This is a genomic window from Anaerostipes sp. AF04-45 (genome assembly GCF_003461725.1).
Lineage (GTDB): Bacteria > Bacillota > Clostridia > Lachnospirales > Lachnospiraceae > Anaerostipes > Anaerostipes caccae.
In genome coordinates, this window is sequence record NZ_QTXQ01000003.1 from 38457 (window position 1) to 62299 (window position 23843).

The 23843-nt window shown below is 42.2% G+C and carries 26 protein-coding genes; 10 read left to right on the forward strand and 16 right to left on the reverse strand.

Annotated features, from left to right (window positions below; translation table 11 throughout):
• Nucleotides 1–5: 5 nt before the first annotated feature.
• The 6 genes from accB to DWV34_RS05305 form a co-directional block, all read right to left on the reverse strand.
• Nucleotides 6–452, reverse strand: coding sequence for an acetyl-CoA carboxylase biotin carboxyl carrier protein (gene accB, locus DWV34_RS05280; RefSeq protein WP_009289956.1), 447 nt, complete (start codon nucleotides 450–452; stop codon nucleotides 6–8).
• Between the two features lie 12 nt (nucleotides 453–464).
• Complete coding sequence (gene fabF, locus DWV34_RS05285) at nucleotides 465–1709, reverse strand: beta-ketoacyl-ACP synthase II (protein WP_118475596.1); 1245 nt, start codon at nucleotides 1707–1709, stop codon at nucleotides 465–467.
• 11 nt (nucleotides 1710–1720) lie between these two features.
• Nucleotides 1721–2461, reverse strand: coding sequence for a 3-oxoacyl-[acyl-carrier-protein] reductase (gene fabG / locus DWV34_RS05290; protein WP_006568464.1), 741 nt, complete (start codon nucleotides 2459–2461; stop codon nucleotides 1721–1723).
• Nucleotides 2455–3381: an ACP S-malonyltransferase gene (gene fabD / locus DWV34_RS05295; protein WP_118475598.1), complete on the reverse strand. Its 927-nt coding sequence runs from the start codon at nucleotides 3379–3381 to the stop codon at nucleotides 2455–2457. Before fabD ends, fabG begins: the two co-directional genes overlap by 7 nt.
• 101 nt (nucleotides 3382–3482) lie before the next feature.
• Nucleotides 3483–3716, reverse strand: coding sequence for an acyl carrier protein (gene acpP, locus DWV34_RS05300; protein ID WP_006568462.1), 234 nt, complete (start codon nucleotides 3714–3716; stop codon nucleotides 3483–3485).
• 155 nt (nucleotides 3717–3871) lie between these two features.
• Nucleotides 3872–5131 carry a zinc-binding dehydrogenase gene (locus DWV34_RS05305; protein WP_118475600.1) on the reverse strand — a complete coding sequence of 420 codons (1260 nt, stop codon included), beginning with the start codon at nucleotides 5129–5131 and terminating at the stop codon, nucleotides 3872–3874.
• A gap of 159 nt (nucleotides 5132–5290) precedes the next feature.
• On the opposite strand from DWV34_RS05305, the gene DWV34_RS05310 reads away from it, so the two are divergent.
• The 4 genes from DWV34_RS05310 to DWV34_RS05325 are packed head-to-tail and all read left to right on the forward strand — an operon-like array spanning nucleotide 5291 to nucleotide 9473.
• The gene (locus tag DWV34_RS05310) at nucleotides 5291–6301 is read left to right on the forward strand and encodes an ABC transporter ATP-binding protein (RefSeq protein ID WP_118475602.1); all 1011 of its coding nucleotides are present in this window, start codon (nucleotides 5291–5293) and stop codon (nucleotides 6299–6301) included.
• Nucleotides 6285–7151 (forward strand): ABC transporter permease, encoded by an 867-nt coding sequence (locus DWV34_RS05315; RefSeq protein WP_118475604.1) that lies wholly within the window; start codon nucleotides 6285–6287, stop codon nucleotides 7149–7151. The genes DWV34_RS05310 and DWV34_RS05315 overlap by 17 nt, the downstream gene beginning before the upstream one ends.
• Nucleotides 7152–7162: 11 nt before the next feature.
• Nucleotides 7163–8575 carry a GldG family protein gene (locus DWV34_RS05320; RefSeq protein ID WP_118475606.1) on the forward strand — a complete coding sequence of 471 codons (1413 nt, stop codon included), beginning with the start codon at nucleotides 7163–7165 and terminating at the stop codon, nucleotides 8573–8575.
• A gap of 10 nt (nucleotides 8576–8585) precedes the next feature.
• Nucleotides 8586–9473, forward strand: coding sequence for a DUF4340 domain-containing protein (locus tag DWV34_RS05325; protein ID WP_118475608.1), 888 nt, complete (start codon nucleotides 8586–8588; stop codon nucleotides 9471–9473).
• 59 nt (nucleotides 9474–9532) lie between these two features.
• Here DWV34_RS05325 and DWV34_RS05330 read toward each other — a convergent pair whose 3' ends face one another.
• The 7 genes from DWV34_RS05330 to DWV34_RS05355 all read right to left on the reverse strand — a co-directional run bounded on the left by DWV34_RS05330 (nucleotide 9533) and on the right by DWV34_RS05355 (nucleotide 16312).
• Nucleotides 9533–10075, reverse strand: a complete 543-nt coding sequence (locus DWV34_RS05330; RefSeq protein WP_006568456.1) for an NADH peroxidase — start codon at nucleotides 10073–10075, stop codon at nucleotides 9533–9535.
• Nucleotides 10076–10184: 109 nt separating this feature from the next.
• Entirely contained in the window at nucleotides 10185–10592 is a 408-nt protein-coding gene (locus tag DWV34_RS05335; RefSeq protein ID WP_118475611.1) for a Fur family transcriptional regulator, read from the reverse strand.
• 91 nt (nucleotides 10593–10683) lie between these two features.
• Nucleotides 10684–11352 (reverse strand): InlB B-repeat-containing protein, encoded by a 669-nt coding sequence (locus DWV34_RS17580; protein ID WP_227052166.1) that lies wholly within the window; start codon nucleotides 11350–11352, stop codon nucleotides 10684–10686.
• A gap of 59 nt (nucleotides 11353–11411) precedes the next feature.
• Entirely contained in the window at nucleotides 11412–13334 is a 1923-nt protein-coding gene (locus DWV34_RS05340; RefSeq protein WP_233444291.1) for a hypothetical protein, read from the reverse strand.
• A 502-nt stretch (nucleotides 13335–13836) separates the two neighbouring features.
• Nucleotides 13837–15423: a DEAD/DEAH box helicase gene (locus tag DWV34_RS05345; protein WP_009289968.1), complete on the reverse strand. Its 1587-nt coding sequence runs from the start codon at nucleotides 15421–15423 to the stop codon at nucleotides 13837–13839.
• Between the two features lie 143 nt (nucleotides 15424–15566).
• Complete coding sequence (locus DWV34_RS05350) at nucleotides 15567–15956, reverse strand: NifB/NifX family molybdenum-iron cluster-binding protein (RefSeq protein WP_009289969.1); 390 nt, start codon at nucleotides 15954–15956, stop codon at nucleotides 15567–15569.
• Complete coding sequence (locus tag DWV34_RS05355) at nucleotides 15953–16312, reverse strand: DUF134 domain-containing protein (protein WP_022260822.1); 360 nt, start codon at nucleotides 16310–16312, stop codon at nucleotides 15953–15955. The genes DWV34_RS05350 and DWV34_RS05355 overlap by 4 nt, the downstream gene beginning before the upstream one ends.
• A gap of 214 nt (nucleotides 16313–16526) precedes the next feature.
• On the opposite strand from DWV34_RS05355, the gene trhA reads away from it, so the two are divergent.
• From trhA to DWV34_RS17360, 3 genes are all read left to right on the forward strand, one after another.
• Nucleotides 16527–17171, forward strand: a complete 645-nt coding sequence (gene trhA / locus DWV34_RS05360) for a PAQR family membrane homeostasis protein TrhA (protein ID WP_233444290.1) — start codon at nucleotides 16527–16529, stop codon at nucleotides 17169–17171.
• A 165-nt stretch (nucleotides 17172–17336) separates the two neighbouring features.
• Nucleotides 17337–18164: a hypothetical protein gene (locus DWV34_RS17585; RefSeq protein ID WP_233444289.1), complete on the forward strand. Its 828-nt coding sequence runs from the start codon at nucleotides 17337–17339 to the stop codon at nucleotides 18162–18164.
• 164 nt (nucleotides 18165–18328) lie between these two features.
• On the forward strand, nucleotides 18329–19180 hold the full coding sequence (locus tag DWV34_RS17360; protein ID WP_187115085.1) for a hypothetical protein: 852 nt from the start codon (nucleotides 18329–18331) through the stop codon (nucleotides 19178–19180).
• Between the two features lie 1038 nt (nucleotides 19181–20218).
• On the opposite strand, the gene DWV34_RS05390 is transcribed toward DWV34_RS17360, so the two are convergent.
• The 3 genes from DWV34_RS05390 to DWV34_RS05400 all read right to left on the reverse strand — a co-directional run bounded on the left by DWV34_RS05390 (nucleotide 20219) and on the right by DWV34_RS05400 (nucleotide 22312).
• Nucleotides 20219–20467, reverse strand: a complete 249-nt coding sequence (locus DWV34_RS05390) for a GIY-YIG nuclease family protein (protein ID WP_039946949.1) — start codon at nucleotides 20465–20467, stop codon at nucleotides 20219–20221.
• Between the two features lie 175 nt (nucleotides 20468–20642).
• Nucleotides 20643–21329: a M23 family metallopeptidase gene (locus tag DWV34_RS05395; protein ID WP_022260824.1), complete on the reverse strand. Its 687-nt coding sequence runs from the start codon at nucleotides 21327–21329 to the stop codon at nucleotides 20643–20645.
• A gap of 44 nt (nucleotides 21330–21373) precedes the next feature.
• Complete coding sequence (locus tag DWV34_RS05400; RefSeq protein ID WP_009289975.1) at nucleotides 21374–22312, reverse strand: SpoIID/LytB domain-containing protein; 939 nt, start codon at nucleotides 22310–22312, stop codon at nucleotides 21374–21376.
• Between the two features lie 206 nt (nucleotides 22313–22518).
• On the opposite strand from DWV34_RS05400, the gene DWV34_RS05405 reads away from it, so the two are divergent.
• The 3 genes from DWV34_RS05405 (at nucleotide 22519) to cptIN (ending at nucleotide 23810) form a co-directional block, all read left to right on the forward strand.
• Entirely contained in the window at nucleotides 22519–22854 is a 336-nt protein-coding gene (locus DWV34_RS05405; RefSeq protein WP_118475615.1) for a type II toxin-antitoxin system RelE/ParE family toxin, read from the forward strand.
• A 15-nt stretch (nucleotides 22855–22869) separates the two neighbouring features.
• Entirely contained in the window at nucleotides 22870–23157 is a 288-nt protein-coding gene (locus DWV34_RS05410) for a helix-turn-helix domain-containing protein (RefSeq protein ID WP_009289977.1), read from the forward strand.
• A 335-nt stretch (nucleotides 23158–23492) separates the two neighbouring features.
• Complete coding sequence (cptIN, locus tag DWV34_RS05415; RefSeq protein ID WP_022260826.1) at nucleotides 23493–23810, forward strand: type III toxin-antitoxin system CptIN family toxin; 318 nt, start codon at nucleotides 23493–23495, stop codon at nucleotides 23808–23810.
• The last annotated feature ends 33 nt before the right edge of the window (nucleotides 23811–23843 follow it).

A 23843-nucleotide genomic window follows, 5' to 3' on the forward strand; every position in this document is an offset into this window, starting at 1 on the left:
CTTTCCTACCGGATAATGACCAGAGGTTCCCCGTATTCCACGATATCCCCGTTATGAACCGGGATGCTCACTACGGTTCCTTCAAACTCACTCTCCACTTCGTTCATCAGCTTCATAGCTTCAACAATTCCAATGATCTGTCCCTTTGTCACCGTATCACCTACCTGCACGAACGGTTCTGCTCCTTCCGACGGAGCTGCATAAAAAGTCCCGACCAAAGGAGCTGTCACGGCATTGCCTTCCGCCTCTTTTACTTCCGGCAGAACTTCCGGCGTGTTCTGCGGCGCAGGAGCCGCCGCGGGTACAGGCGGCGCTGCCAATTCCGGTGCTGCCAGGACTCTTTCCTTCTTCTTTGACAGCTTTACTGAGAAATCATCATCTTTATATTCAAACTTATCGACATCTGACTCTGATAATGCCTGGATCAGTTCTTTCATTTCCTCTAATTTCATAGTCTATCCTCCCTATTCCGCAAACTTTTTGATCAGAAGTGTTGCATTATGCCCTCCGAACCCAAGTGAATTGCTCAGAGCATAATTGACCGTGCGGTCTGTGACCGGCTCTAATGTGTAATCCAGGTCACATTCCTCATCCGGCACCTTAAGTCCTACGGTCGGATGAATGTAGTCTTCCAGAACAGTTTTTACACAGGTGATAAACTCAATGGCTCCGGCAGCCCCAAGTCCGTGACCGATCATAGATTTTGTAGAACTGATCTTCAAGTCTTTGGCGTGCTCTCCGAAGGTTGTTTTGATCGCTTTCGTCTCAAACTTGTCGTTGGCCGGTGTACTCGTTCCGTGGGCGTTAATATAGTCCACATCATCGGGACGAATCTCCGCCTCGTCAATGGCAAACTGCATCGCACGCGCTGCACCCTCTCCGTCTTCTGCCGGAGATGTGATATGGAAAGCATCGCTGGTAGCACCATATCCCACGACTTCCGCAAGGATCCTGGCACCTCTGGCTTTGGCGTGCTCCAATGTCTCGAGCACTACTACGCCTGCTCCCTCTCCAATAACAAATCCGTCTCTTTCCTTATCAAACGGAATGGATGCACGTTTTGGATCTTCAGAACTGCTCAGTGCTGTCAGAGAGGCAAATCCCGCCACAGCTACCGGCGTGATGCAGGCTTCCGTTCCTCCTGCCACCATCACATCTGCCTCGCCGCACTGGATCGAGCGGAATGCTTCTCCAATAGACTGCGTGCCTGTAGCACATGCAGTAACTACATTGATGCTCTTGCCCCTTAACCCAAACGCAAGGGAAACATTTCCCGCAGCCATGTTGGAGATCATCATCGGAACCACCAGAGGCTTGACTCTGTTAGGACCCTTTGTACGGATGACTTCGGTGTTTTTTTCTACAATCTGCAGACTTCCTGTTCCCGACCCGACAGATACACCAATCCTCGCTGTATCTTCTTTTTCCAGATCCAGTCCGGAATCCTCGATAGCCTCTTTGGCCGCAGCCACGGCGTACTGGGAGAACAGTTCCATTCTCCTTGCAGAACGCGGGTCTATATAATCTTTCGCTTTAAAATCCTTTACTTCTGCTGCCAGATGAGTTTTGTATTCACTGGCATCAAAATGACTGATTGGAGCAAATCCAGTCTTTTGCTGTTTGATTCCGTCCCAGAACTCTTCCACACTGTTTCCGATCGGAGTAATCGCACCCATTCCGGTAATTACGACTCTCTTTAAATTCTTCATACTGCTCTCCTTTACATTCCCATTCCGCCATCCACACTGATCGTCTGCCCAGTAATATAGGACGCCTTGTCAGATGCTAAAAATGCTACTGTCTCTGCGATATCCTTTGTCGTCCCTACTTTTTTTAACGGGATCGTATCGATAATACCCTTCTTCACGTCCTCCGGAAGCACTTCCGTCATCTCCGTATCTATGTACCCCGGTGCCACCGCATTGACCGTGATCCCTCTGGACCCAAGTTCTCTCGCCAGAGATTTGGTCATACCGATGACTCCTGCCTTGGAGGCACAGTAATTCATCTGCCCGGCATTTCCAATCACACCGGAAACGGAAGACATGTTGATAATATGACCGGACTTCTGTCTCAGCATAATCCTTGCCACATGTTTCATGCAGTTAAAGGTTCCCTTCAGATTGACATTGATCACCTGATCGAACTCTTCTTCGCTCATCTTCATAGCCAGGTTATCTTTTGTGATTCCTGCGTTGTTTACCAAGATGTCGATGGAACCGAATTCCTTTTTTACGGAAGCCATCATTTCTTTGGCCGTATCAAAATCGGAGACATCTCCCTGATATACTTTGGCTTCTCCGCCGTTTTCTTTGATCGAAGCGACCACTTCTTCGGCTTTTTCTCTGGACCCGCAGTAATTGACGATGACTTTCGCCCCATAGCCTGCAAGGGTAAGTGCCACTTCACGGCCGATCCCACGGCTTGCACCTGTGACAACAGCTACTTTTCCTTCTAACATGATAAGACCTCCTCAAGCTTTTTCAAATCTTCTTTTTTCTCTATATTGATCACTTTCATCTTCCGGTCGATCTTTCTCATAAAGCCGGACAGAGTTCTTCCAGGACCGATCTCGATAAAAGTATCCGCTCCCGCTTCTATCATTTTATGTATAGATTGTTCCCAACGGACAGAAGAATAAACCTGTTTTCCCAGCAGGTCTTTTACCTGATCTTTGGAAGCAACAAATTCTGCAGTCGTATTTGAAACATACGGAATCTCCGGATCCTGAACATCCACGTCTTTTAAGACCTCAAGCAGTTTTTCCCCGGCAGGTTTTAACATAGGAGAGTGAAATGGTCCGCTGACTTTCAACGGAAGAACTCTTTTGGCTCCCGCCTCGCGAAGCACGTCTGCCGCTGCCTCTACGGCTTTCACCTCCCCGGATATTACAATCTGTCCGGGGCAGTTGTAATTGGCGATGGAGACAACTCCGTCCACTCCGGGAAGCACTGCCTCGATCTCTTCTTTCTTCATGCCAAGAACAGCCGCCATAGCTCCCTCACCGGCAGGCACTGTGTCCTGCATAAGGATTCCCCTCTGGCGGACAACTTTGACTGCATCCTCAAAGCTCATGACATTGCCTGCAACAAGGGCACAGTATTCACCGAGACTTAAACCGGCTGTCATATCTGCTTTTATACCCATGGCTTCGATCTCTCTTAAAATGGCCACACTGGCTGTCACCATGGCCGCCTGTGTATACTCCGTAATGTTAATGTCTTCATTTTCCTCGAAGCACAATGCCTTCACATCAATATCCAACACTTCATTTGCTTTTTCAAATATTTCTCTGCTGTGTTCAAAAGAGTCATAGAACTCTTGTCCCATACCGACATACTGTGCTCCCTGTCCCGGAAACATAAAAACAATTTTACCCATCGTTATCACCTCGTCAATTACTTTGAGTTTCAAAATATCTGTTTCTAAAAAATTGACTTATAACCTCAAATCATCAGTTATAAGCCAATATTTTGTCAATCTTAATCTTCTACGCCTTTATTCTTTAAGTAGTTGATTACATCTTCGACAGTATTAAGCTCTGTCAGATCGTCAGACGGAATCTCTACATCGTACTCTTCTTCTAATGCCATAACTAATTCAAATAAGTCCAGGGAGTCAGCTCCTAAGTCATCTTTGAAAGATGTCTCTAACGCAATTTCACTTTCATCAACGCTTAACTGTTCTGCAATGATTTCCTTCATTTTCTCTAACATAATTTAATCTCCTTCATACCTCATAATAGTTTGATTATCAAAGTATACCTACTTATACCCGAACTTGTCAAGTAAATTCACTCCTATATTATACTAACTCACATACAAATATGCAAGGAAGTTATTAGGAAATAACGGTAAAAAAATCTGTTTCCCTATTCTTCCGCCGAATGCCAGTCAAGCAGGATTTCCTCTGCTTTCTTGTTCCAGAATCCCCCGGCCTCATCACATGCATCCGCCAGCTGTTCAAACAGAGGGTCTTCTTTTCCCAGTTTCCGAAAATCCTCAATCGCCGTCAGCGGCATAGAGATGTGCGTGTACACGATCTTTTTCTCTCCCGGCATCTTCTTTAAATACAAGGTAGTATCTACAACCGCATCAAGGCCTCCGATATGGGTAATGTTCATAGCAGCATCGACCTTCTTGTCACGGAGCAGCTCAAGAGCTTCTTCCATATCGCTTCTAAGGCCCCCGGATGAGCCGATAAGCTTGGTCTTAAGATAATGGCTGCCGTAGATGTTCATGCCCGCCCTGTACTTCTTGTCCGCCGTTGCCGCGTAAATATTCATGCAGCCGTCCATGGCCATGATCCTGTTCCCTGTCTCCGCCACGTTTTTCGGCGGGGCATAGACGAAAACATCGTCATATCCCTTTTCATTGGTCAGTGCCAGCAGAGCGGAAGCAGGATCTACCATCATGGACGGATTTATATAGTAAAGCTCCACTCCATTTCGCTGTGCTTCCTGCACCGGAATCAGCCTTCTGGCTTTGACAATCCGATCTTCGTTAATATCCGTCACCACAAGCCTTTTCGGTTTCTTCTCCATAGTCAGAACATAGCGGATAGCCATCAGCCCCATGGGCCCGCATCCTCCAAGAATCACTGTATTGCCGCCTTCTTTGATGCCGGAAATGTGGTCGTGGGAACCGGGTTTGCTGTGGTAATTGGAGTGAAAGCTTCCCACAATACTGTACAGTGCCTGTGCCACTGTTGCCTCATAAAAGCTCTCCCCCTCAAAAGTAAGCAGACATCCCTTTTCAATCACTTCTCCCGGGACAATACAGTAGGTGGCAGCTCCTCCGAAATACTCATAGGAATAACCGGGAGACTCAATCTGTCCGGGTATCTCAGGAACAACTACATACTTGTCTCCGGGACAATACTGATCCTTCCACTTCTCACCCACCTGTTCAATGACACCGGCGAATTCATGTCCGATCAAGATCGGATATCTTCGTATGTTCTTCGGAACCCTCAGATGCCTCTGTGCAAGCGTGATTTCTTTTAAAGTAGACATGGCAATTCCATTGCAGAGGATCTTGAGCAGGATCTCGTCCTCTTTGATCCCGGGAAGTTCAAATTCTTCCATCCTGATGTCCTTTACCCCATAAAGTCTGACGCCTTTTACCTTCATAGTCACCGCCCCTTTTCACACAATGCAGGTCACATGGAAATTATTTTCTAAGATTATAACAGAAATGGAAATAAAAAAAAAGACTTGTAACTGAGGATCAGAAGGAGAACACAAAAGAATCAAACTTTCATCACATTTTGTTTCGTTTTCTTTTTTATTATGTTAGGAGACAACACAAAAGGAGGCAGTAAATTGATTGAAGTAAAACATCTTACCAAGAGCTATGACGGCCATCCGGCGTTGGATGACCTGTCATTTACAATCGAGAAAGGCCGGGTCTACGGTTTCCTCGGACCTAACGGCGCCGGAAAGTCCACTACGATGAATATCATGACCGGATATATCGGCGCAGACAGCGGAGAAGTCCTGATCAACGGATTCGATATTTTAAAAGAACCGGAGAAAGCGAAAAGATCCGTGGGATATCTTCCGGAAATTCCGCCCCTCTATCCTGATATGACCGTCCGGGAATATTTAAGTTTCGTATCTGAATTAAAAGAGATCCCCGGAAAAGAAAGGGCGGCACAGGTAGACGAAGTCCTCAGTCTCGTCAGGCTTACCGATGTTTCCAGCCGCCTGATCCGCAATCTTTCCAAAGGATACCGCCAGAGAACCGGTCTTGCGGCCGCAGTGCTTGGTTTCCCCGAAATCATTATTCTAGATGAACCGACGGTTGGCCTGGACCCAAAGCAGATCATCGAAATCCGGCAGCTCATCCGCACACTCTCCAAAGATCATACGATCATTCTCAGCTCTCATATCCTGGCGGAGGTTCAGGAAATCTGCGATTATGTCCTCATTATTTCAAAAGGGCGCCTGACAGCCGAGGGTACACCAAAACAACTGGAAGAAATGTCCCGTGGAAAGGATAGTGTGGAGCTTACCATCATGTCGGACCCGGCCCGAATACAGTCTGTTCTGGATTCTCTCTCCGGCATACACACAATCTGCTGGAAAGGAGACACGGGAGATTCCTGCGATATCTCAGTGGAATTCACCGGCGACAGTAAAAAAATCTGCCGGGAGATTTCCCTTGCTTTTGCAAGAGAAAAAATCCCGGTCACACGGATTTATATTTCCAGGACGAATCTAGAAGACATTTTCCTGGAATTGACCGACACAGACAGCCAGGAACAGGAAGGAGACGAAAAAGATGAAAGCAATTTATAAGCGGGAACTCCGCTCCTATTTTACCTCCATGATTGGCTGTGCCTTTGCGGCAGTTCTCACTGTCATAGGAGGTGTATATTTTATGGTATATAACCTGACCAGCGGCTATCCCTATTTTTCTTATTCGCTGTCCGGCGTCATCTTTGCCGTTCTGATCACGGTCCCGGTTCTGTCCATGAAATGCTTTGCGGAAGAAAGAAAAAATAAGACAGATCAGCTGCTTCTGACCTCGCCTGTGCCTCTGACAAAGATCATTTTAGGCAAATACTTTGCGATGATCACGGTGTTCGCCATACCCTGCCTGATCTACTGCCTGTTTCCTCTGATCATCAAATTTCAGGGAAATGCTCATCTTCTGGTGGATTATTCTTCGATCCTGGCTTTTTATCTGCTGGGCTGTGTCTTTATCGGCATTGGAATGTTTCTGTCTTCCCTGACAGAGAGCCCGGTCATTGCGGCGATCAGCACCTTCGGGGTTTTATTCTTTTTGTATATGCTTGACAATCTCTTAAACTATGTGCCGACCAGCGCACTCAGCGGCGTCATCATCACCATCCTGTTCCTGTCAATGGCCGCAGGACTGATCTATCATATTACAAAAAACCAAATCATAGCAGGAATTGCCGAGATTGCCGGCTTGGTCTTAAGTATTGCGGTTTATTTCATTAAATCGTCTGTATTTGAAAATTTCATTCATGACATTCTGGAACATTTCGTCCTGACCGGTGTTTTCTATAATTTCGCTCAGAACTATATTTTTGATATCGGAGGGCTTTTATACTATCTCTCCGTCATCATTCTTTTTATATTTTTGACCGTGCAGGCAGTTCAGAAAAGACGATGGAGTTAGGAGGACTGTAAGTGGATAAAATAAAACAATTATTTCAGACAAAGAATTCCAGGAGAGGCTCATACAGCATAGCTGTTACTGCCGTTGTCATAGGAATCGTAATCCTGTTTAATCTTCTTGTGGCACAGCTGCCTCAGAAGATCCGGCAGATTGATATCAGCGACACCAATATATATGAGATCTCATCAACAAGCCAAAAGCTGCTTAAAAATTTAGATAAGGACGTCAGCCTTTATGTAATCGCCGAAAAAGGGAACACCGATGACCGTATCAGGACCTTTATCACCAAGTATGCCTCTCTCTCCAGCCGCCTCAGGGTAGAATGGATCGACCCCGTACTGCATCCTTCCGCACTGACAAAGTATGACACGGAAAAAAACAGTATCGTCGTATCCTGTAAAGCAACAGACCGGCAGACTTCGATCTCCTTCGACGATATTTTAGTAACGGAATCTTCCTATTATAATACATCTTCTTCCGCCACAAAGTTTGACGGAGACGGACAGCTGACCAGTGCAGTAGATTATGTGACAAATACAAAAGAATATAAGGCTTATTACACGGCCGGACACGGTGAAACCGCCCTGTCATCTTCTGTCACAGATCTGATGGAAAAATCCAGGATCTCTGTGTCAGAGCTGAATCTCCTGACTGCCTCATCTATACCGGAGGACTGTGACCTTCTTATACTCAACGGCCCGACCAGCGATCTCACAAAAGATGAAGCCAAAGTTCTGACCACTTATTTGAAAAAAGGGGGAAACGTCATGTCCCTTCTGGCCTATACAGACAAGAGCATGACACGGCTCTATGGTATTTTGGAAAACTATGGCCTGAAAGTTGCCAATGGATATATTGCCGACGCAGAGCGCTGCTATCAGGGAAATTATTATTATCTCATACCGAACTTATCTGTGAGCGGCGATATGGCCTCCGGTATCTCCTCAAATTCTGTGCTGATGATTAACTCGAAAGGCATGACGCAGACAGATCCTGTCCGGGATACCATCAATGTGGAATCTTTCATGGCCACTTCTGAAAACGGCTGTGCCGTCACAGAGAAGAAACAGACACAGGGAACCTATATACTGGGTGCCGCAGCCACAGAATCGGTCACTGTAAAAGACAGCGGCGGAAAGAAGAAAAAGAAAGATAGCCGTCTGACCGTCTACGGAAGCAATATGCTCATTGACGCACAGGTAACAGAGTCTTTTTCAACTTTAGAAAACCTTACGCTGTTCATGAATTCTGTCACAGCGAATCTGGACAGTGCAGATAATATTTCCGTCTCGCCGAAGAGCCTCCAGGTGACTTATAACAGCATCGCACACCCGGGTATCTTCAGTATCCTGATCATTTTTGTCATTCCTTTCATGGTCATTGCCGGAGGCTTTGTCGTCTGGTTCCGCCGGAGAAGAAGGTAAGGAGGTTTCTATGAGACAGAAAAAAACATTGATCATTCTGATTCTGGTCTTTGCAGGGCTTCTAGCCCTGTACGCCGGACTCCGCATGTATCAGAAAAAACAGTCTGCACAAAAAAGTTCTTCTGACAAACTGATCATTAAAGATATGTCGGATCTCACCTCTATTTCCTATAACAACGGGCAGGATCTGTCTTTTGTGAAAAGGAACGGTACATGGTTTTATGAAAAAAACAGCGAATTTCCTGTGGAACAGAGTTATCTCACCTCCATGGCATCTCAGTTTCAGAAGATCGAGGCCGTCCGGAAACTAAAAAACGGAGACAGCCTTGAAGACTACGGACTGGAACACCCCGCCTATACGATCAGGGTAAAGGATAAAAAGGGAACACAGACGACTTATTATATCGGCAGTGCCTCAGGAGACAACTATTATCTGACGCTGGATGATAAATCGACTGTTTATACTGTATCCGCAGACCTTCTCTCTGGTTTATCTTACTCTCTGAATGATATGATGCAGACGGATACTTTTCCCACACTGAGCAGCGGGAATCTGAAAAAAGTTGTTGTAACCAGCGGCAGCAAGGTAAAAACCTACACATCCAAATCCAAAAATGATATGGACAGCATTGCCGGAGGACTTGGAGTGTTCACTTTCGGCGACTGTCAGAACTACTCCGTCAAAGATAAAGACCTCGCAAAATACGGCCTGGACAGTGAATCCCGTGTCACAGTAGATATTACCTATAAGGATACAGAAACAAAGAAATCAAAATCTCTCACCTTGTATATCGGCTCCAAAGATAAGGGTGGAGAAAATTACTATGTGAAGCTGAAAGATTCCAAAATAGTCTATTTAAGCGATGCGGATATTGTAAAGAATATCCTGAATCCTTAGATTTCGTTTTAACAAATGCAAAAAGAGACTGCGGGCGCAGTCTCTTTTCTATATGTTTTCTATCCAAAATATCTTTTTAATAATCCTTCAAAAGCTTTTCCGTGGCGGGCTTCATCCCTTGCCATCTCATGTACAGTGTCATGGATTGCGTCTAAGTTTGCAGCTTTCGCTCTCTTTGCAAGGTCAAACTTACCTGCTGTTGCTCCATTCTCTGCATCAACTCTCATCTCAAGGTTTTTCTTTGTGCTGTCTGTTAACACTTCTCCAAGCAGTTCAGCAAATTTAGCTGCATGCTCTGCTTCTTCCAGTGCAGCTTTTTCCCAGTATAATCCGATTTCCGGATATCCTTCTCTATGTGCCACACGGCTCATTGCAAGGTACATACCTACTTCAGAACATTCTCCTTCAAAGTTTGCTCTTAAGTCAGCCATGATGTCTTCGCTGGCTCCCTGTGCCACTCCGACTACATGCTCAGCAGCCCATTCTCTTTCACCTGTCTGCTCTTTAAACTTTTCTGCCGGTACTCCGCATGTTGGACATTTTTCTGGTGGAGTATCTCCTTCGTGAACATAACCGCATACTGTACAAACCCATTTCTTCATACTTATACATCTCCTTTGAATTTATTTTACTGTTTTTGCTGTGTTCAAGAAACCCAGTAAAGATATCAGTAACTATTACTGTTTTCCTGTTGATCTAATCATAACACCGCTATTTTGTATTGTCAATATCTTTTTTTAAACATTTTTCACATACTCCACGAAAGTAAGTGACATTCTCGTCTACACGACCTTTAAATTGGGCGCTTGCGATCGCATTCACATGGTCGATCGGATCCATCTTAAGATCGATGACTTCCCCGCACTCTTTGCATATAAAATGATAGTGCGGACCAACATTGGCATCGTATCTGTCTGCCCCGCCGTCATAACTCAGTTTTAGGATATCACCGCGGCTTGACAGCAGTGCCAGATTGCGGTAAACCGTACCTAAACTGATGTTTGGAAATTCTTCTTTTATGTTTACATAAATGGTATCCGCAGTCGGATGATCTTTTCTCGTCATCAAAAAGTTAATGATCGCATCCCTCTGCTTGCTCCTTTTCGTCGCAGGCTGCATAGGCGTCCTCCTCTCATAATAATAATTGTTACTGTTTTTAGTATAGAATACCGTATATATATTGTCAAGAGGATTCAAACACAAAAAAATTTTAAATGAAGCAACACACAAAGAGCGCTATAACATTTGTCACAGTCACAGAATCTCCAGTTTTGGGTACAAACCTACTGCTTTGTCTGCTGACTTCTTTATACTTCCATTTCTGATACTTATTATCCGAATGGCCTTTGTTATCTGCTTTTTTGTATTTTCCATTTTTCTGCTGATTTGATTCGGATTCAGATTTTTTATTTTTTTCCTTCTCCTTTTCCCATTTTGCTATCAGGGTTATATCTGAATGTACAGGTGTATCAAAGTCCCATTTCTGTTCCAGTCCTTGTTCATTTGTGTAATACCAGCCTATAAATACATAACCTGGCTTTTTCGGTTCCCTTGGTTCTGCTGCTGTATTTCCGCCATCCACTTTTTGAGATTTAGGTGTATCTATCCCTCCTTTTGTATCATAAGACACTTCGTGCTTGCCTGTCAGTGTAACGATTATTTCGGCTTTTATATCATCTTCTATTGAAAAAAATAATTTAAATGACCCGGTATACCCATTCTGTTTATGCACATTAATTTGTTGAAGCTGCTCGTCATTGATTTCCGGTACAATATTATCTCCATATTTATTTTTTGCTTTTGCCTTGCAAAGTACTATAATCTCATCTTTCGTAAATCCTGTACCACCAGTTGGATAAAGCAGGTTATCCGCTCCCAAGCTTGGATCTCCTTTTTTCCAGTCACCACTGTCAAAGCCCTCCTCGTTTAAATATACGATTACTGTGACTCTGGTTCCGTTGGGGGGGTAGAAAATGTCAACGGATATTCTCCTATTTTTCCAGATGTCTTCGCATCATTGATATTCTCAATTTCTTTTCTATCCGGCAGAAAAATTAGTTCTGTATCTATCGCATAATCATCTGATGATAAAGCTCTCACTCCGCTGATTTCTTTAAGCTGCTTTTCTGTAAATTTTATACCGCCAGCCCTGCTGATTATATGATTAGCTTTGATTACTTCTTTGTTATCTGGGTTTTCATTTATTCTGTCATATTCACCATATAACGTTACGGTAATTACTGCCTTTTCTTCATCCGGTGATGTAAAAGTAAGCTTAAAACTTCCCCCTTTACCCGAAATCTTTACCTTATTAATAGATTCAAGTTCTTTTTCATTTACTTTGAAGTCCCCAATCTGATGGGTCACTCCATCCGCATCTTTGCCCTGGACTGATGAAAAACTTCTAACATCATCTTCTGAAAACGCTTTCCCTCCGCTGTCCCTCTCAAAATCATTGGCTCCAATAGTAGGCTGTAATTGTTTTGAATCCATTTCTGCCACATCGGTCCCATTTGCTTTCAAATAGACCATTACCGTAGTTTTGGTCCCGTTTGGTGTGCTAAACGTCAGGGGGAATTCGCCGATCTTTCCCTCCGTCTTTGCTTCGTTTAGTAAAATAATCTGGTTTTTATCTTCGAAAGACATCTCCTCTTCTAAAAAGTCACTTCCATTTTCTTTTTTTCCGGTCACCATAGTAATAGTTTTCAGCTGATCTTCAGTAAATGCTTTCCCGCCAGACTTGGTAATTACATGATTAGCACCAATCTGTTCCTTTGTATCTTTTTCAATTTCATTGGTATCCCGTAATGGCCCAAAATACACTTTTGTACAAAATTTATCCACGTTGATAGCTGTCTTGTCCTTGAAAGGGATACCATCTACAAATATGTAGTCCATTAGAGAAATACCATCTTGGATATATCCCTGGTAACCAAAGTCAGGTACAACAGCCACGTTAGATACTTTATCCTTTCCCGCGCCGGAGCCAATTCCAGGCATATTGGTGTCCTCGTCTCCAACCGCAATGACTACCGTATCACCTCCGCTTATCAGCATATTTTCAAACTTATTTAGATCCGTGAGAGAGCCTCTTGCCGCTCCAATTCCAGGTGCATATTTACCTCCCTGCGCATCCACATGTCCTCCTGAAATGTAGATACCGTCCACTTTACTTCCGTATCCCGTTCCAATTCCGGCTCCATACTGCGTACCAACTGCCTTTACATTCCCGCCGCTGATCACAATATTTTTTGCATATCCTTTTCCCATTCTCCAAGATACGCAGGCAACTCCAATCCCGGCAGTATGCAATCCTGCAGATGCCTCGATATTTCCACCTTTAATAGTCAAATTTGAGAAACCACAATTTTTCTCATCCAATACATTTCTCTGGAAACTTCCAATAGCCCCCACATGCCACAAAGAAGGGTTTCCCTTAGCAACTAAAGATCCACAGGAATTATCGCACTTGTGCCCTTCATCGTCGGCTTTCTCACACTGAATTGTAAGTGACCCATCCATCCCATCTTTGGTAATTGCATTTCCTGTATTGTCCCCAACCATATCTTCTGACCTGCCAGTATTGCATATCAAATTACTGGAACCGATTAGTGTAATGGTTACATTTGCATGAGAGACATTAATACAATCCCATTTTGATGTAGTAGTATCTACCTTTCCTATAGTAATATTCACATTGTCCAAAGTAATGTTTGTTGTAACACCTTCAGATACTTCAATGTTATTTAACGAGGTAGTGCCAGTAATCCAATATCCTTTAGGATTCAGCTTCGTTTCATTTTCTAAAAGGCCTCCCCCTATGGCCCCATCCTTCGTGATTCTAATATCTCCCTTACTCACATCTAAGAATGTCTGTCCGTTTTTTGCCAATTTTTTTGATCGAGTTATCCTTTTTGTTAAATTATCCCTCTCTCTAATCTTTTCTGTTGTCTTCTCTGAACTCTTTGTCTGAACTGCCCCTTTTATTTCTGCTGCTTCTGGTCGGTCCGTCTTTTCAGTTTTTTTCTCAGGAATTATTTCCTGAACCTGAAATGCCCCCCGAATTTACAGAATTTCCTTGTGCGTACAGCATAGTTTCGGTCCCAGTGCCGGCAGCTATAAATGCCAATGAAACTGCTATTAAACGCTTTAACCATGTTTTTTTCATTACATTCTCCGTCCTTTCTTCAATCTTTAAATCGGCTTTTTATGTAAACTTTTTCGTTATAAGAACGACATAGAACAAAAAAAGTTAGAAAAAAAGAGACTTTTCAGCCTCTTTCATTCTTTATTGGCTGCAAGCAGCCTCCAATCTTTATTTGTTTATAATAGATAGTCGGAACCTGCAGATAGTGATAAACTTTTATTTCCTGTTTGCCGGCTCCATGCTGACACTCTTCCCCTTGATCTTTGCGTGTCTCATTCCGTACATAACGTCTTTTGCAACCTCTTTCGGCACTTCTACAAACGTATATTGATCATGCACATCAATGGCACCTACCAGGTCGCCGGAGATGCTGGATTCTCCCGCTATCGCTCCGAGGATATCTCCAGGGCGCACTCCTTTTTTCTTTCCTATGTTAATAAAGAGTCTTACCATTCCCGCTTCAGCTCCGGTATCGCCAAAGTCTTCACCTTGATTGGCTTCCTGCTCCTCATTCTCTGAAATCTGCTTTTTCAGAAATGCCGCTGCGATCTCTAATGCTGTGAAGTCAGTCTCATTGATGAATTCATCCAGCATATCTACATATTTATCCAGATTGTTTTCTTCAATCAGTCCTGTGATCTCCTCCAGACTCTTTTCTGCTCTGGTAGCCTGAACATCATTTAAACTCGGAATCGGTCTTGCCTTGATCTTTGTTTTACAGTAGCGCTGTACGTCTCTCAGCTTATAAATTTCTTTTCCTGCCACGAAAGTAAATGCATTCCCAGTCCTGCCTGCGCGTCCGGTACGCCCGATCCGGTGCACATAAAACTCATCATCCTGAGGGAGATCGTAATTGAAGACTGCATCTACATCATCTACATCGATTCCTCTCGCAGCCACATCGGTTGCCACAAGGATATCCACACGTCCGCCTCGGAAGCTTTTCATGACACGGTCTCTCTGGCTCTGCTTCAGGTCTCCGTGGATCCCCTCTGCAAAGTACCCCCGGCCTTTCAGTTCTCCTGTCACTTCGTCTACCATACGTTTTGTATTGCAGAATACGATGGAAAGCTTCGGAGAATGCATATCCAGCAGACGGCAGAGCACTTCGACCTTCTGTTTCGGCCTCACCTCATAGTAATACTGCTCGATATTCGGTACTGTCAGTTCCTTGCGCACTACCTTGATCAGCTTGGAATCCTTCTGATATTTTTTCGTAATGTCCAGAATCGCCTTCGGCATCGTGGCAGAGAACAATAAAGTCTGCCTTTCTTCCGGTACTTCTTTTAAAATACTCTCGATATCTTCTCTGAATCCCATGTTCAGCATCTCGTCGGCCTCATCCAGGACAACCATTTTCAAATCCTCTAATTTTAGAGTATGACGGCGCATATGATCCATGATACGGCCCGGTGTTCCTACTATAATATTGGCTCCTGTTTTCAGGGACCGAATCTGATTCGTAATGTTCTGTCCCCCATAGATCGGAAGTACTTTGGCTCCATGCATAAATTTGGCTAATTTACGGATCTCATCTGCCACCTGGATCGCCAGTTCTCTTGTGGGACATAAAATCATCGCCTGAGGCCTTTTCACCTTTGTATCCATCTTTTCCAAAAGCGGTATTCCAAATGCAGCGGTCTTTCCGGTTCCTGTCTGTGCCTGACCAACAATGTCTCTTCCCTCAAGCACCACCGGGATTGCCGCCCCCTGGATTGGAGATGCAGCCTCAAAGCCCATCTCTTTCACTGCTTTTAATATTTTATCATTAATATTCAACTCATCAAATCTTACTGCGTCCATAAATTCCTCTGTATCTTTCTCATTCAATCAAAAATAATGCTCCGGGTTGTCAGGCATGCTGACAATCCAGAGCAACAACGTTATCAACTATAACACATTTTCATGTTCTGCGTCAAGAAGACAATGCGCCTGTCTCTCGACAATTAGTGACGGCCGCAGCCGTGTTCCCCGCAGTTCCCTTCATGATGATGGTCTTCACCGTGATGGCTGCACATGACATTTTCGTCATAAGAGAGTTCATTATTAAGCAGATCTTCAACAGCCTGATCCGCGCTTCCGGAAACTCCTCCGTACAGAGTGATTCCTGCTTCCTTTAAAGCTTCCTGCGCCCCTGCGCCGATTCCGCCGCAGATCAGGGTGTCTGCCCCGTGTTCCTGTAAAAATCCTGCCAAAGCACCGTGCCCGCTTCCCATAGTGGATACGACTACACTGTTTAACACTTCTCCGTCGGCTGTCTCATAAATTTTAAACTGCTCTGTGTGTCCGAAATGCTGAAAAATATCTCCGTTTTCATAAGTTACTGCTATCTTCATCTTTCTTTCTCCTTTTCTTTTTTACAGCAGCGTCTGCTGCAATTTTCTTTATCTCCGGAACAGAGTGTATAATCCCCGCCCTGAATCATTAACATTTTCCCGTGAATGAGAGCGTCCGCCAGCTTTGTTCTGGCAGAATCGTAAATGCCTGTGACCGTAGTCCTGGCAATTCCCATCTGCTCTGCGCACTGCACCTGAGTGAGTTTTTCCCAATCAATGAGCCGAATAGTTTCGTATTCATCAATACTCATCTTAACAATTTTGTTACCGCAGCATTTTCCCTGTTTTCCCAGCGGCTCAAAGCCCTGATTCTCAGGCATGGCACAGACTCTTCTGCATTTTCTGGGTCTCGGCATCCGTTTTCTCCTTTGGTAAATTACTGACATATGTCATTTATTATCATACCATATTTCTGACATATGTCAAATAATATCTTAACTTTTTATAAATATAAGAAAAGTCCTTGAAATGGCTTCGTTGTAGTAGTAGTATATAAATACACTGAATATAGTTTTCATTACTACATATAATATATGAATGACTCAAGTTTTTATCGGAGGTATATACACTATGAATTTTAGACTGAAAGATCCCGGAAGTGCAATCACTCATTTTATTGGCATGGTTCTGTCCGTTGTGGCCGGTATACCCTTGATTGTCAGCAGTGTTCAGACTCACGATTATATTCGTATCGCCTCACTGACAATCTTTGTACTGAGTATGATCGGCCTGTACGGAGCCAGCACAACCTACCACTCCGTTTATTCTTCTGAACATGTGATGAAGGTTTTGAAAAAACTCGATCATGCCATGATCTTTATCCTGATAGCAGGTTCCTATACACCGATCTGTACTATTGTACTGGGCGGCAAATTGGGCTACGGGCTGCTGACTGCCATTTGGATCATTGCTATTTTAGGTATTGTTTTTAAAATGTTCTGGGTGACTTGCCCTAAATGGGTGTCATCTGTCATGTACATCGCCATGGGCTGGTTTTGCGTTATCGCCATTGCCCCGTTATTTAAGAAATTGTCTGCCGTATGCTTCGGGCTGCTTTTGGCCGGCGGTATCATCTATACCGTAGGCGGCATCATCTATGCCCTAAAGCTTTCCTGGTTTGAAAACCACTGGAAGAATTTCGGACTTCATGAAATATTCCATCTATTCGTCATGGGAGGAAGCGCCTGCCATTTGATCATGATGTTTTTTATTTAACATTATATTTAAAGACAGCATATTGGGGAGATATCAAAAGAAACACAGAGATTTTTGTGTTTCTTTTGATATCTCCCCAAATTCAACTTGCCCACATTGCCCGCGGTCATCATGCTATATTCATATCTGCAGTTAACAAATCAATTTTTTACAAAGGAGAAGAAAATGAATATTTGGGAAAACACAGTGTTGACCGACCAGGGAAAAGCACTGCAGGCGAAACTGCTTCAGGGTCAGACTCTAAAAATCACCAGAGTTACGACGGGTTCCAAAAAGGTGCCGATTGTAGATCTTCGGCAGCAGACGGATGTCACGGAAGGAGGATATGACATTACACTTCAGCCCTCAAGGACAGAAGGCGAAAAAACAATTCTTCCGGTTCTGCTCGAAAACACAGGTTTAAAAGAAAGCTATGACTTATGGCAGGTTGGATTTTTCGCGGAAGACCCAGATGAAGGTGAGATATTATTTTGCATTTCACAGGCATCACAGGCGAAACATATACCTTCTGAGGCAGAAAGCCCGGGGTATTCTGTTACGTGGGATTTTTATTTTAATCCTTCCAATACGGTACCATTTGAGGTTGTATTGAATTCCAGCGGTCTGGTGAATATTGAGGCTTATCAGGAACATACAAATGCGATCAGTGAAGTGAATAAAAAAGTTGATAGTCTAAATTCGGCTTTAAACAATATAGTTACAAGTCCTGTGATAGGAGAAGTAACAAATTACACTACAAGTGAAAAGGAATACATTAATATAGCATGGTCTTCATATCATTTCCTTTTAATTACCTGGGGAAGCTATGGGAATGTCTATCAAACAATTTTAATCCCCAGTACCTATATTGATTCAACAAATTCTGGGAAAAGGATAATTGTTGGGAATGATGAATTGCAGATTTATAAAAAATCAGAAAACTCATTATCTGCCAGGGCAACAACAGCAAGTCAAATTAATAGAGCTATAATCTATGGAATCATGCCAAAATAAATCAGAATTTTATCATCTGTACTAAGCTTAACTTGCCCACATTGTCCCTGATCATCATGGTATATTCTTTATAGAGATCATGATTTGATGTTCTTTAAAATAACTGCTATTTGCCACATATTATCATTGGCTTTTATAAGATATAAAAATCAGGAGGTAATGTTATGGATATTTGGGAAAACACAGTATTAACAGACAAAGGAAAAGCATTACAGGCGAAACTGCTTCAGGGGCAGACTTTAAAGATTAAACGAGTTGCGACAGGCGCTAAAAAAGTCCCGATTGTTAATCTTCGGCAGCAGACAGACGTCACAGAAGGGGGATATGATATTACACTTCAGCCCTCTAGGGCAGAAGGCGAAAAAACAATTCTTCCGGTTCTGCTTGAAAACACAGGTTTAAAGACAAGCTATGACTTATGGCAAGTTGGATTTTTTGCAGAAGATCCGGATGAAGGTGAGATATTGTTTTGTCTTGCGCAGGCAACACAGGCAAAACATATTCTTTCAGAAACGGAAAGTCCGGGGTATTCTGTCACGTGGGATTTTTATTTTAATACTTCCAATATAGTACCCTTTCAAGTTGTATTAAATTCCAGCGGGTTGGTAAATATTGAGGCTTACCGGGAACATACAGAGGCGATTAGTAAAGTGAATCGTAGGGTTGATGATTTAATTTCAGCTTTATTCCATACACCGCTCTGGACAGTTCCCACTCCTACTTCTAATAGATGTTCAATAGATGGTGGTGGATATTTTACATACGGAAAAAAGGTTTGCTTACAGATAGTAATTATAACATCTGTGGATCTTTCCGGTGGGAATTCCTGGACATTACTGAACGGACTGCCTCTCGGAGACGGTAATCGATCTGTGGCAATATCATGTTCATTAAAATACTCAGGATTTGCTATAAGCGGACATATAAATACCTATGGAAATTTGTGTATAAGCACTGCAAATACCATCACAAAAGGAAGTGCAATTGTAATTACTGCAAATTATTATTCCGTGTAAAAATAGGATTTTTATCACCTGTTCCAAACTTAACTTGCCCACATTGCCCTCGGTTATCATGTTATATTCTTTATAGAGATCATGGTCTGATACTTTTTAAAGTAACTGTTATTTGTCACATATTTTCATTGGTTTTTATAAAGGATAACAAACCAGGAGGTAATGTTATGGATATTTGGGAAAACACAGTATTAACAGACAAAGGAAAAGCATTGCAGGCGAAACTGCTTCAGGGACAGACTTGAAAAATCACAAGAGTTACAACAGGTGCCAAACAGGTCCCTGTTGTAGATCTTCGACAGCAGACAGATGTCACAGAAGGAGGATATGACATTACACTTCAACCCTCCAGGACAGAAGGTGAAAAATCAATTCTTCCGGTTCTTCTTGAGAACACAGGTTTAAAGGCAAGTTATGACTTATGGCAAATTGGATTTTTTGCAGAAGACCCAGATGAAGGTGAGATATTATTTTGTATTTCACAAGCATCGCAAGCGAAGCATATTCCTTCCGAGACGGAAAGTCCGGGTTATTCTGTTACATGGGATTTTTATTTTAACACTTCCAATACAGCACCTTTTGAAGTATTACTGAACTCCAAAGGACTGGTAAATATTGAAGCTTATCAAGAGCATACGGAATCAATCAATGAATTAATAAACAGAGTTAATGACTTAAATACTAATTTAAATAATTTAAAATCAGAAATTATTAAAAAAACTAATCAATCCGATTTTAACTTGTTAAATACAAAAGTCTCAGAGAACTCAAATAAGCTAAAAGACTATTGTATTATGAGAGAAGCAAATACAAGTATCACGGTTGCCGCTAATAGTTATTATGGAGAAAGAACCTACTCAATGTCTTCGGTACCAGGATATAAAATGATTGCAGTTCTCCAAATAACAGCTGGAAATAGATCAATACCAGTTTATAATTATGATTGCTCCAATACAACCATACATTATTGGCTTCATAACGGAACATCTACCACCACATTTACTGTATATTTTCGTTCTCTTTATATTCGCATATAACTCATACTTTTATGCCGGGCAGCTTTAATTTCTCTGCCCGGCTCATCTTTTTTATGGCGGCTTCTCTTTTCATCGCCGCCTCTTTTGTATCAAACTCCTCCAAGTACACAAGCTCAACCGGTGTCCGGCCTCTTGTGTACTTGGCGCCTTTGCCCTCGTTGTGGGACTTCAGCCGTTTTTCAATGTCATTGGTCCATCCTGTGTAGAGACTCTTGTCGCTGCACTTTAAAACATATGTATAGTTCTTCATCTCAATTTCTCCTTCGTTTATTCGAAGAAAAAGCTGCCGAAGCGGCAGCCTTTCTTCTACAGCAGCCAAAGATGTGAAAAGTAAGATACCCTTAAAAGCAAAGTAAAGTAAAAAGTACATTGACTGTTATTTTTGCTTCTTATATAGTATACGATATTTTCAGATCTTTGTTCCACTATTCTAAATAACTGGTTGGATTAATTGTCTTCTTGTCCTTTTCCATCTGCAGGTATACATTTGCACCCTCCAGTGTAAAGCAGTCAGTAGGGGCCGCAACCTTACCAAGAATCTGGTTCTTTGTCACTGTATCTCCTTCTTTCACAGCGAGATTTTTCAGCTGTCCGTAGAGTGCGGTGTAACCGTTCCCTAAATCCAGGAGTACAGTCTGTCCATATTCTTCGGTCTTGCGGATTTCTTCTACTTTTGCGTTTTTCGGAGCTTTTACTGCCATTCCCTCTTTTGCCTCGATCATGATTCCCTTATTTACCCGGTACTGGTCCAGGGATTCAAAATAAATAGTGGAGTCAACGCTGTAAGGCATCAGAACGTTTCCTGTCAGCGGCCAGGCAAGCTTTGTTTTTCCATCATATGATACCGTATTCTGGTTCATAGTCTCTGTGGTCTTTTCAGTCTCTGCCTCCGTCGCTTCTGTGGTCGTTGCTTCTGTTGTTCCCTCGGTAGCCCCGTTATTGACACCGACGGAATCCTTGTTTAAATCTACCTGCTGTTTTGCTAAGTCTCTTTTATTTTTAAATTCTATGCTGTAATATGTCATGATCCCGATAAAAAGGGCCAGTCCTACCAGCATCACCGCATAGTATTTCTTTAATGGGGAAGAGACGTCCCGGTTATGTCCTTTCATTTTCATCACCTCAGTGATAGTTTTACCGAATTCTGAGGCTTTATTCACTGATCAGACATTTTTGTAATTTGAATTCCTGTATAATAATATTTTAAAATATTTTTATAACTTTTTCCGTCCTTGGCCAGCTCATTGGCTCCATATTGGGACAGTCCGAGCCCAAGGCCTTTTCCCAGCGCTACCATCCTCAGCTTGCCGTCATACGGCTCCAGATAAAAGTTCGTAGAGTTCAGCTGAAAGCATTTTGCCCAAGCCTCTCCGGTCATAACATATTTTCCGACCTGTACTTTTTTGACATAACCGTTTCCTGTCTTTTCTTTGATCCGAATGGATTTCCTGGCTTCCTCCACTGACAGACTGATCTTATTCTCCTTTTTCAGCTGAGTCACCACCTGCCCATATGTCACTGGAATCCCAGTCATATATTCCGGTGATTCCACATCTTTCAGGCTGTCTTTTTCCTGAAGATAAGGAATCTCTTTTCCGAACCATTCTTTGGCACTCAAAGTAGTACCGACACTGATGCCATGGAAATACGGCTGTATATATTTTCCCTCATATGTAATGACCTCTCCTGTCGTCTCCCCGACTGCCTGTTTTCTTGACTGATCGGTTATTTTATATTTTCGTTCCCCTAACTTTTCCTGCAAGTTGTCATCCGACTCATATTTGTATGGAAGAGAATCCTGGCTTATGTTCTTTTTGTCACCGATTCTTCGCAGAATATCTGTCCTCAAAATGACCGCCTGGGCTTTTAACGCCTCTTTTTCATCATCCATAGAAATCTGTGTCGGCAGTACACCCAGCAAATAGGCTTCTAAATCCATCGGTTTTCCGCTCACTGTCACAGTGTAACCGCTGGTGTGGGTCTGAAAATCCACAGGTTTTGCTTCTTCTTTTCCTGAAAGCACCACTGTCAGCAAATATGGAACACTGCAGAACAGAAACAGCAAAAAGAAAAGGTAGGACAATTTATTTCTCATTAAAATCCCCCTTCCTGTCCGTCTTATTATTTTATTCAGGACAGGCAGAATGTATTCCTTTATATTTTCTTGATTAAAAAACTTTAATCCTATATAATATACATTAATTTGCATTTTCCATAATACATGTTTGTTATTTTTACTTATAATCATTGACAATATGGGATATACGCCATATAATTATTTTAACAAAGGAGAATTTCACTTTGGATCAATTTACAATTGAATTTTACGAAAATATAAATGGCAATCTTCCTGTTGAACACTTTATTTTAAGTTTAGATATTAAAATGAAAGCTAAATTACTTGGTATTTTAAAGATACTTCAAGAAAAAGGCAACCAACTGAGAGAAGCTTACACTAAATATCTTGGTGATGGAATTTTTGAAATTCGTATTAAGGTCGGAACTGATATTTCCAGAGTTTTATATTTTTTCTATTATGGGAGAATAATAATTTTAATAAATGGATTCATTAAAAAAACACGGAAAACTCCAGTCAAAGAAATTTCATTAGCAAAAAGCGGAAAATGGATTATTTAAAAAGGAAGTGAAAAAATGAAAACTTTAAACAAAGTTATAAATGAGCAGCTGAAAGATCCCGAATTTAAAAGGGAATACGAAAAACTCCAGCCTGAAATGGATGTGATCAGAGCTATGGTAGATGCCCGAATTTCCCAGAATCTTACTCAAAAGCAGCTCTCAGACAGAACAGGAATTGATCAGGCAGATATAAGCAAACTAGAAAACGGAACTAGAAATCCCACGTTAAATCTGTTAAAAAGACTAGCAGACGGTATGGGAATGTCTTTAAAGATTGAATTTATTCCAAAGTCCAAAACATGACATTTTCTATTATAATTGTATAAATATAGAAATATATATTGACTTTTAAAAAACATATGTTATGATAAATATATAAAGTTTACCGCTGACCAATATGCGGTATATAAATAGTTGGGTTGTAAACTTCCCACAAATTGTGGGAAGTTTTTATAATCTATGTTTACATAATTATACTAAAAAAGGATATTTATATGACAACCTCAGGATTCTATATTATAAAAGATGAATTTTTCCACGATATGAACGATCCATATTTGAAAGGCAATAAACTTGAATCCAGACCGCATTATTACTGCTTTCAGGATACTTCACATGAAATTTACTAGATGATTCCTATGAACAGTAAGATAAAGAAATATCAAAAACTCATAGATCAGCGCATTTCTGATGGCCGGCCTTGTGATATCCTGCATATCGCAAAATTGGATACCGGCATCGAAAGTGTTTTCTTAATACAGGATATGTTTCCAGTAACAGAAAAATATATCAAGCGTCCCTATACCATTTCCGGGAATCATTTAAAGTTAACCAGCGAACATACCGCTCAGATCGTCCAAACGAAAGCAAAAAAAGTTCTAGGTATGCTCAAACGAGGTGTTAAATTTACCCCTACCCAGCCAGACGTTTTATCTATGCTAAAAAAGTTAAAGTGATACAATACTTTATCGTTTACATATTGTTCCTTT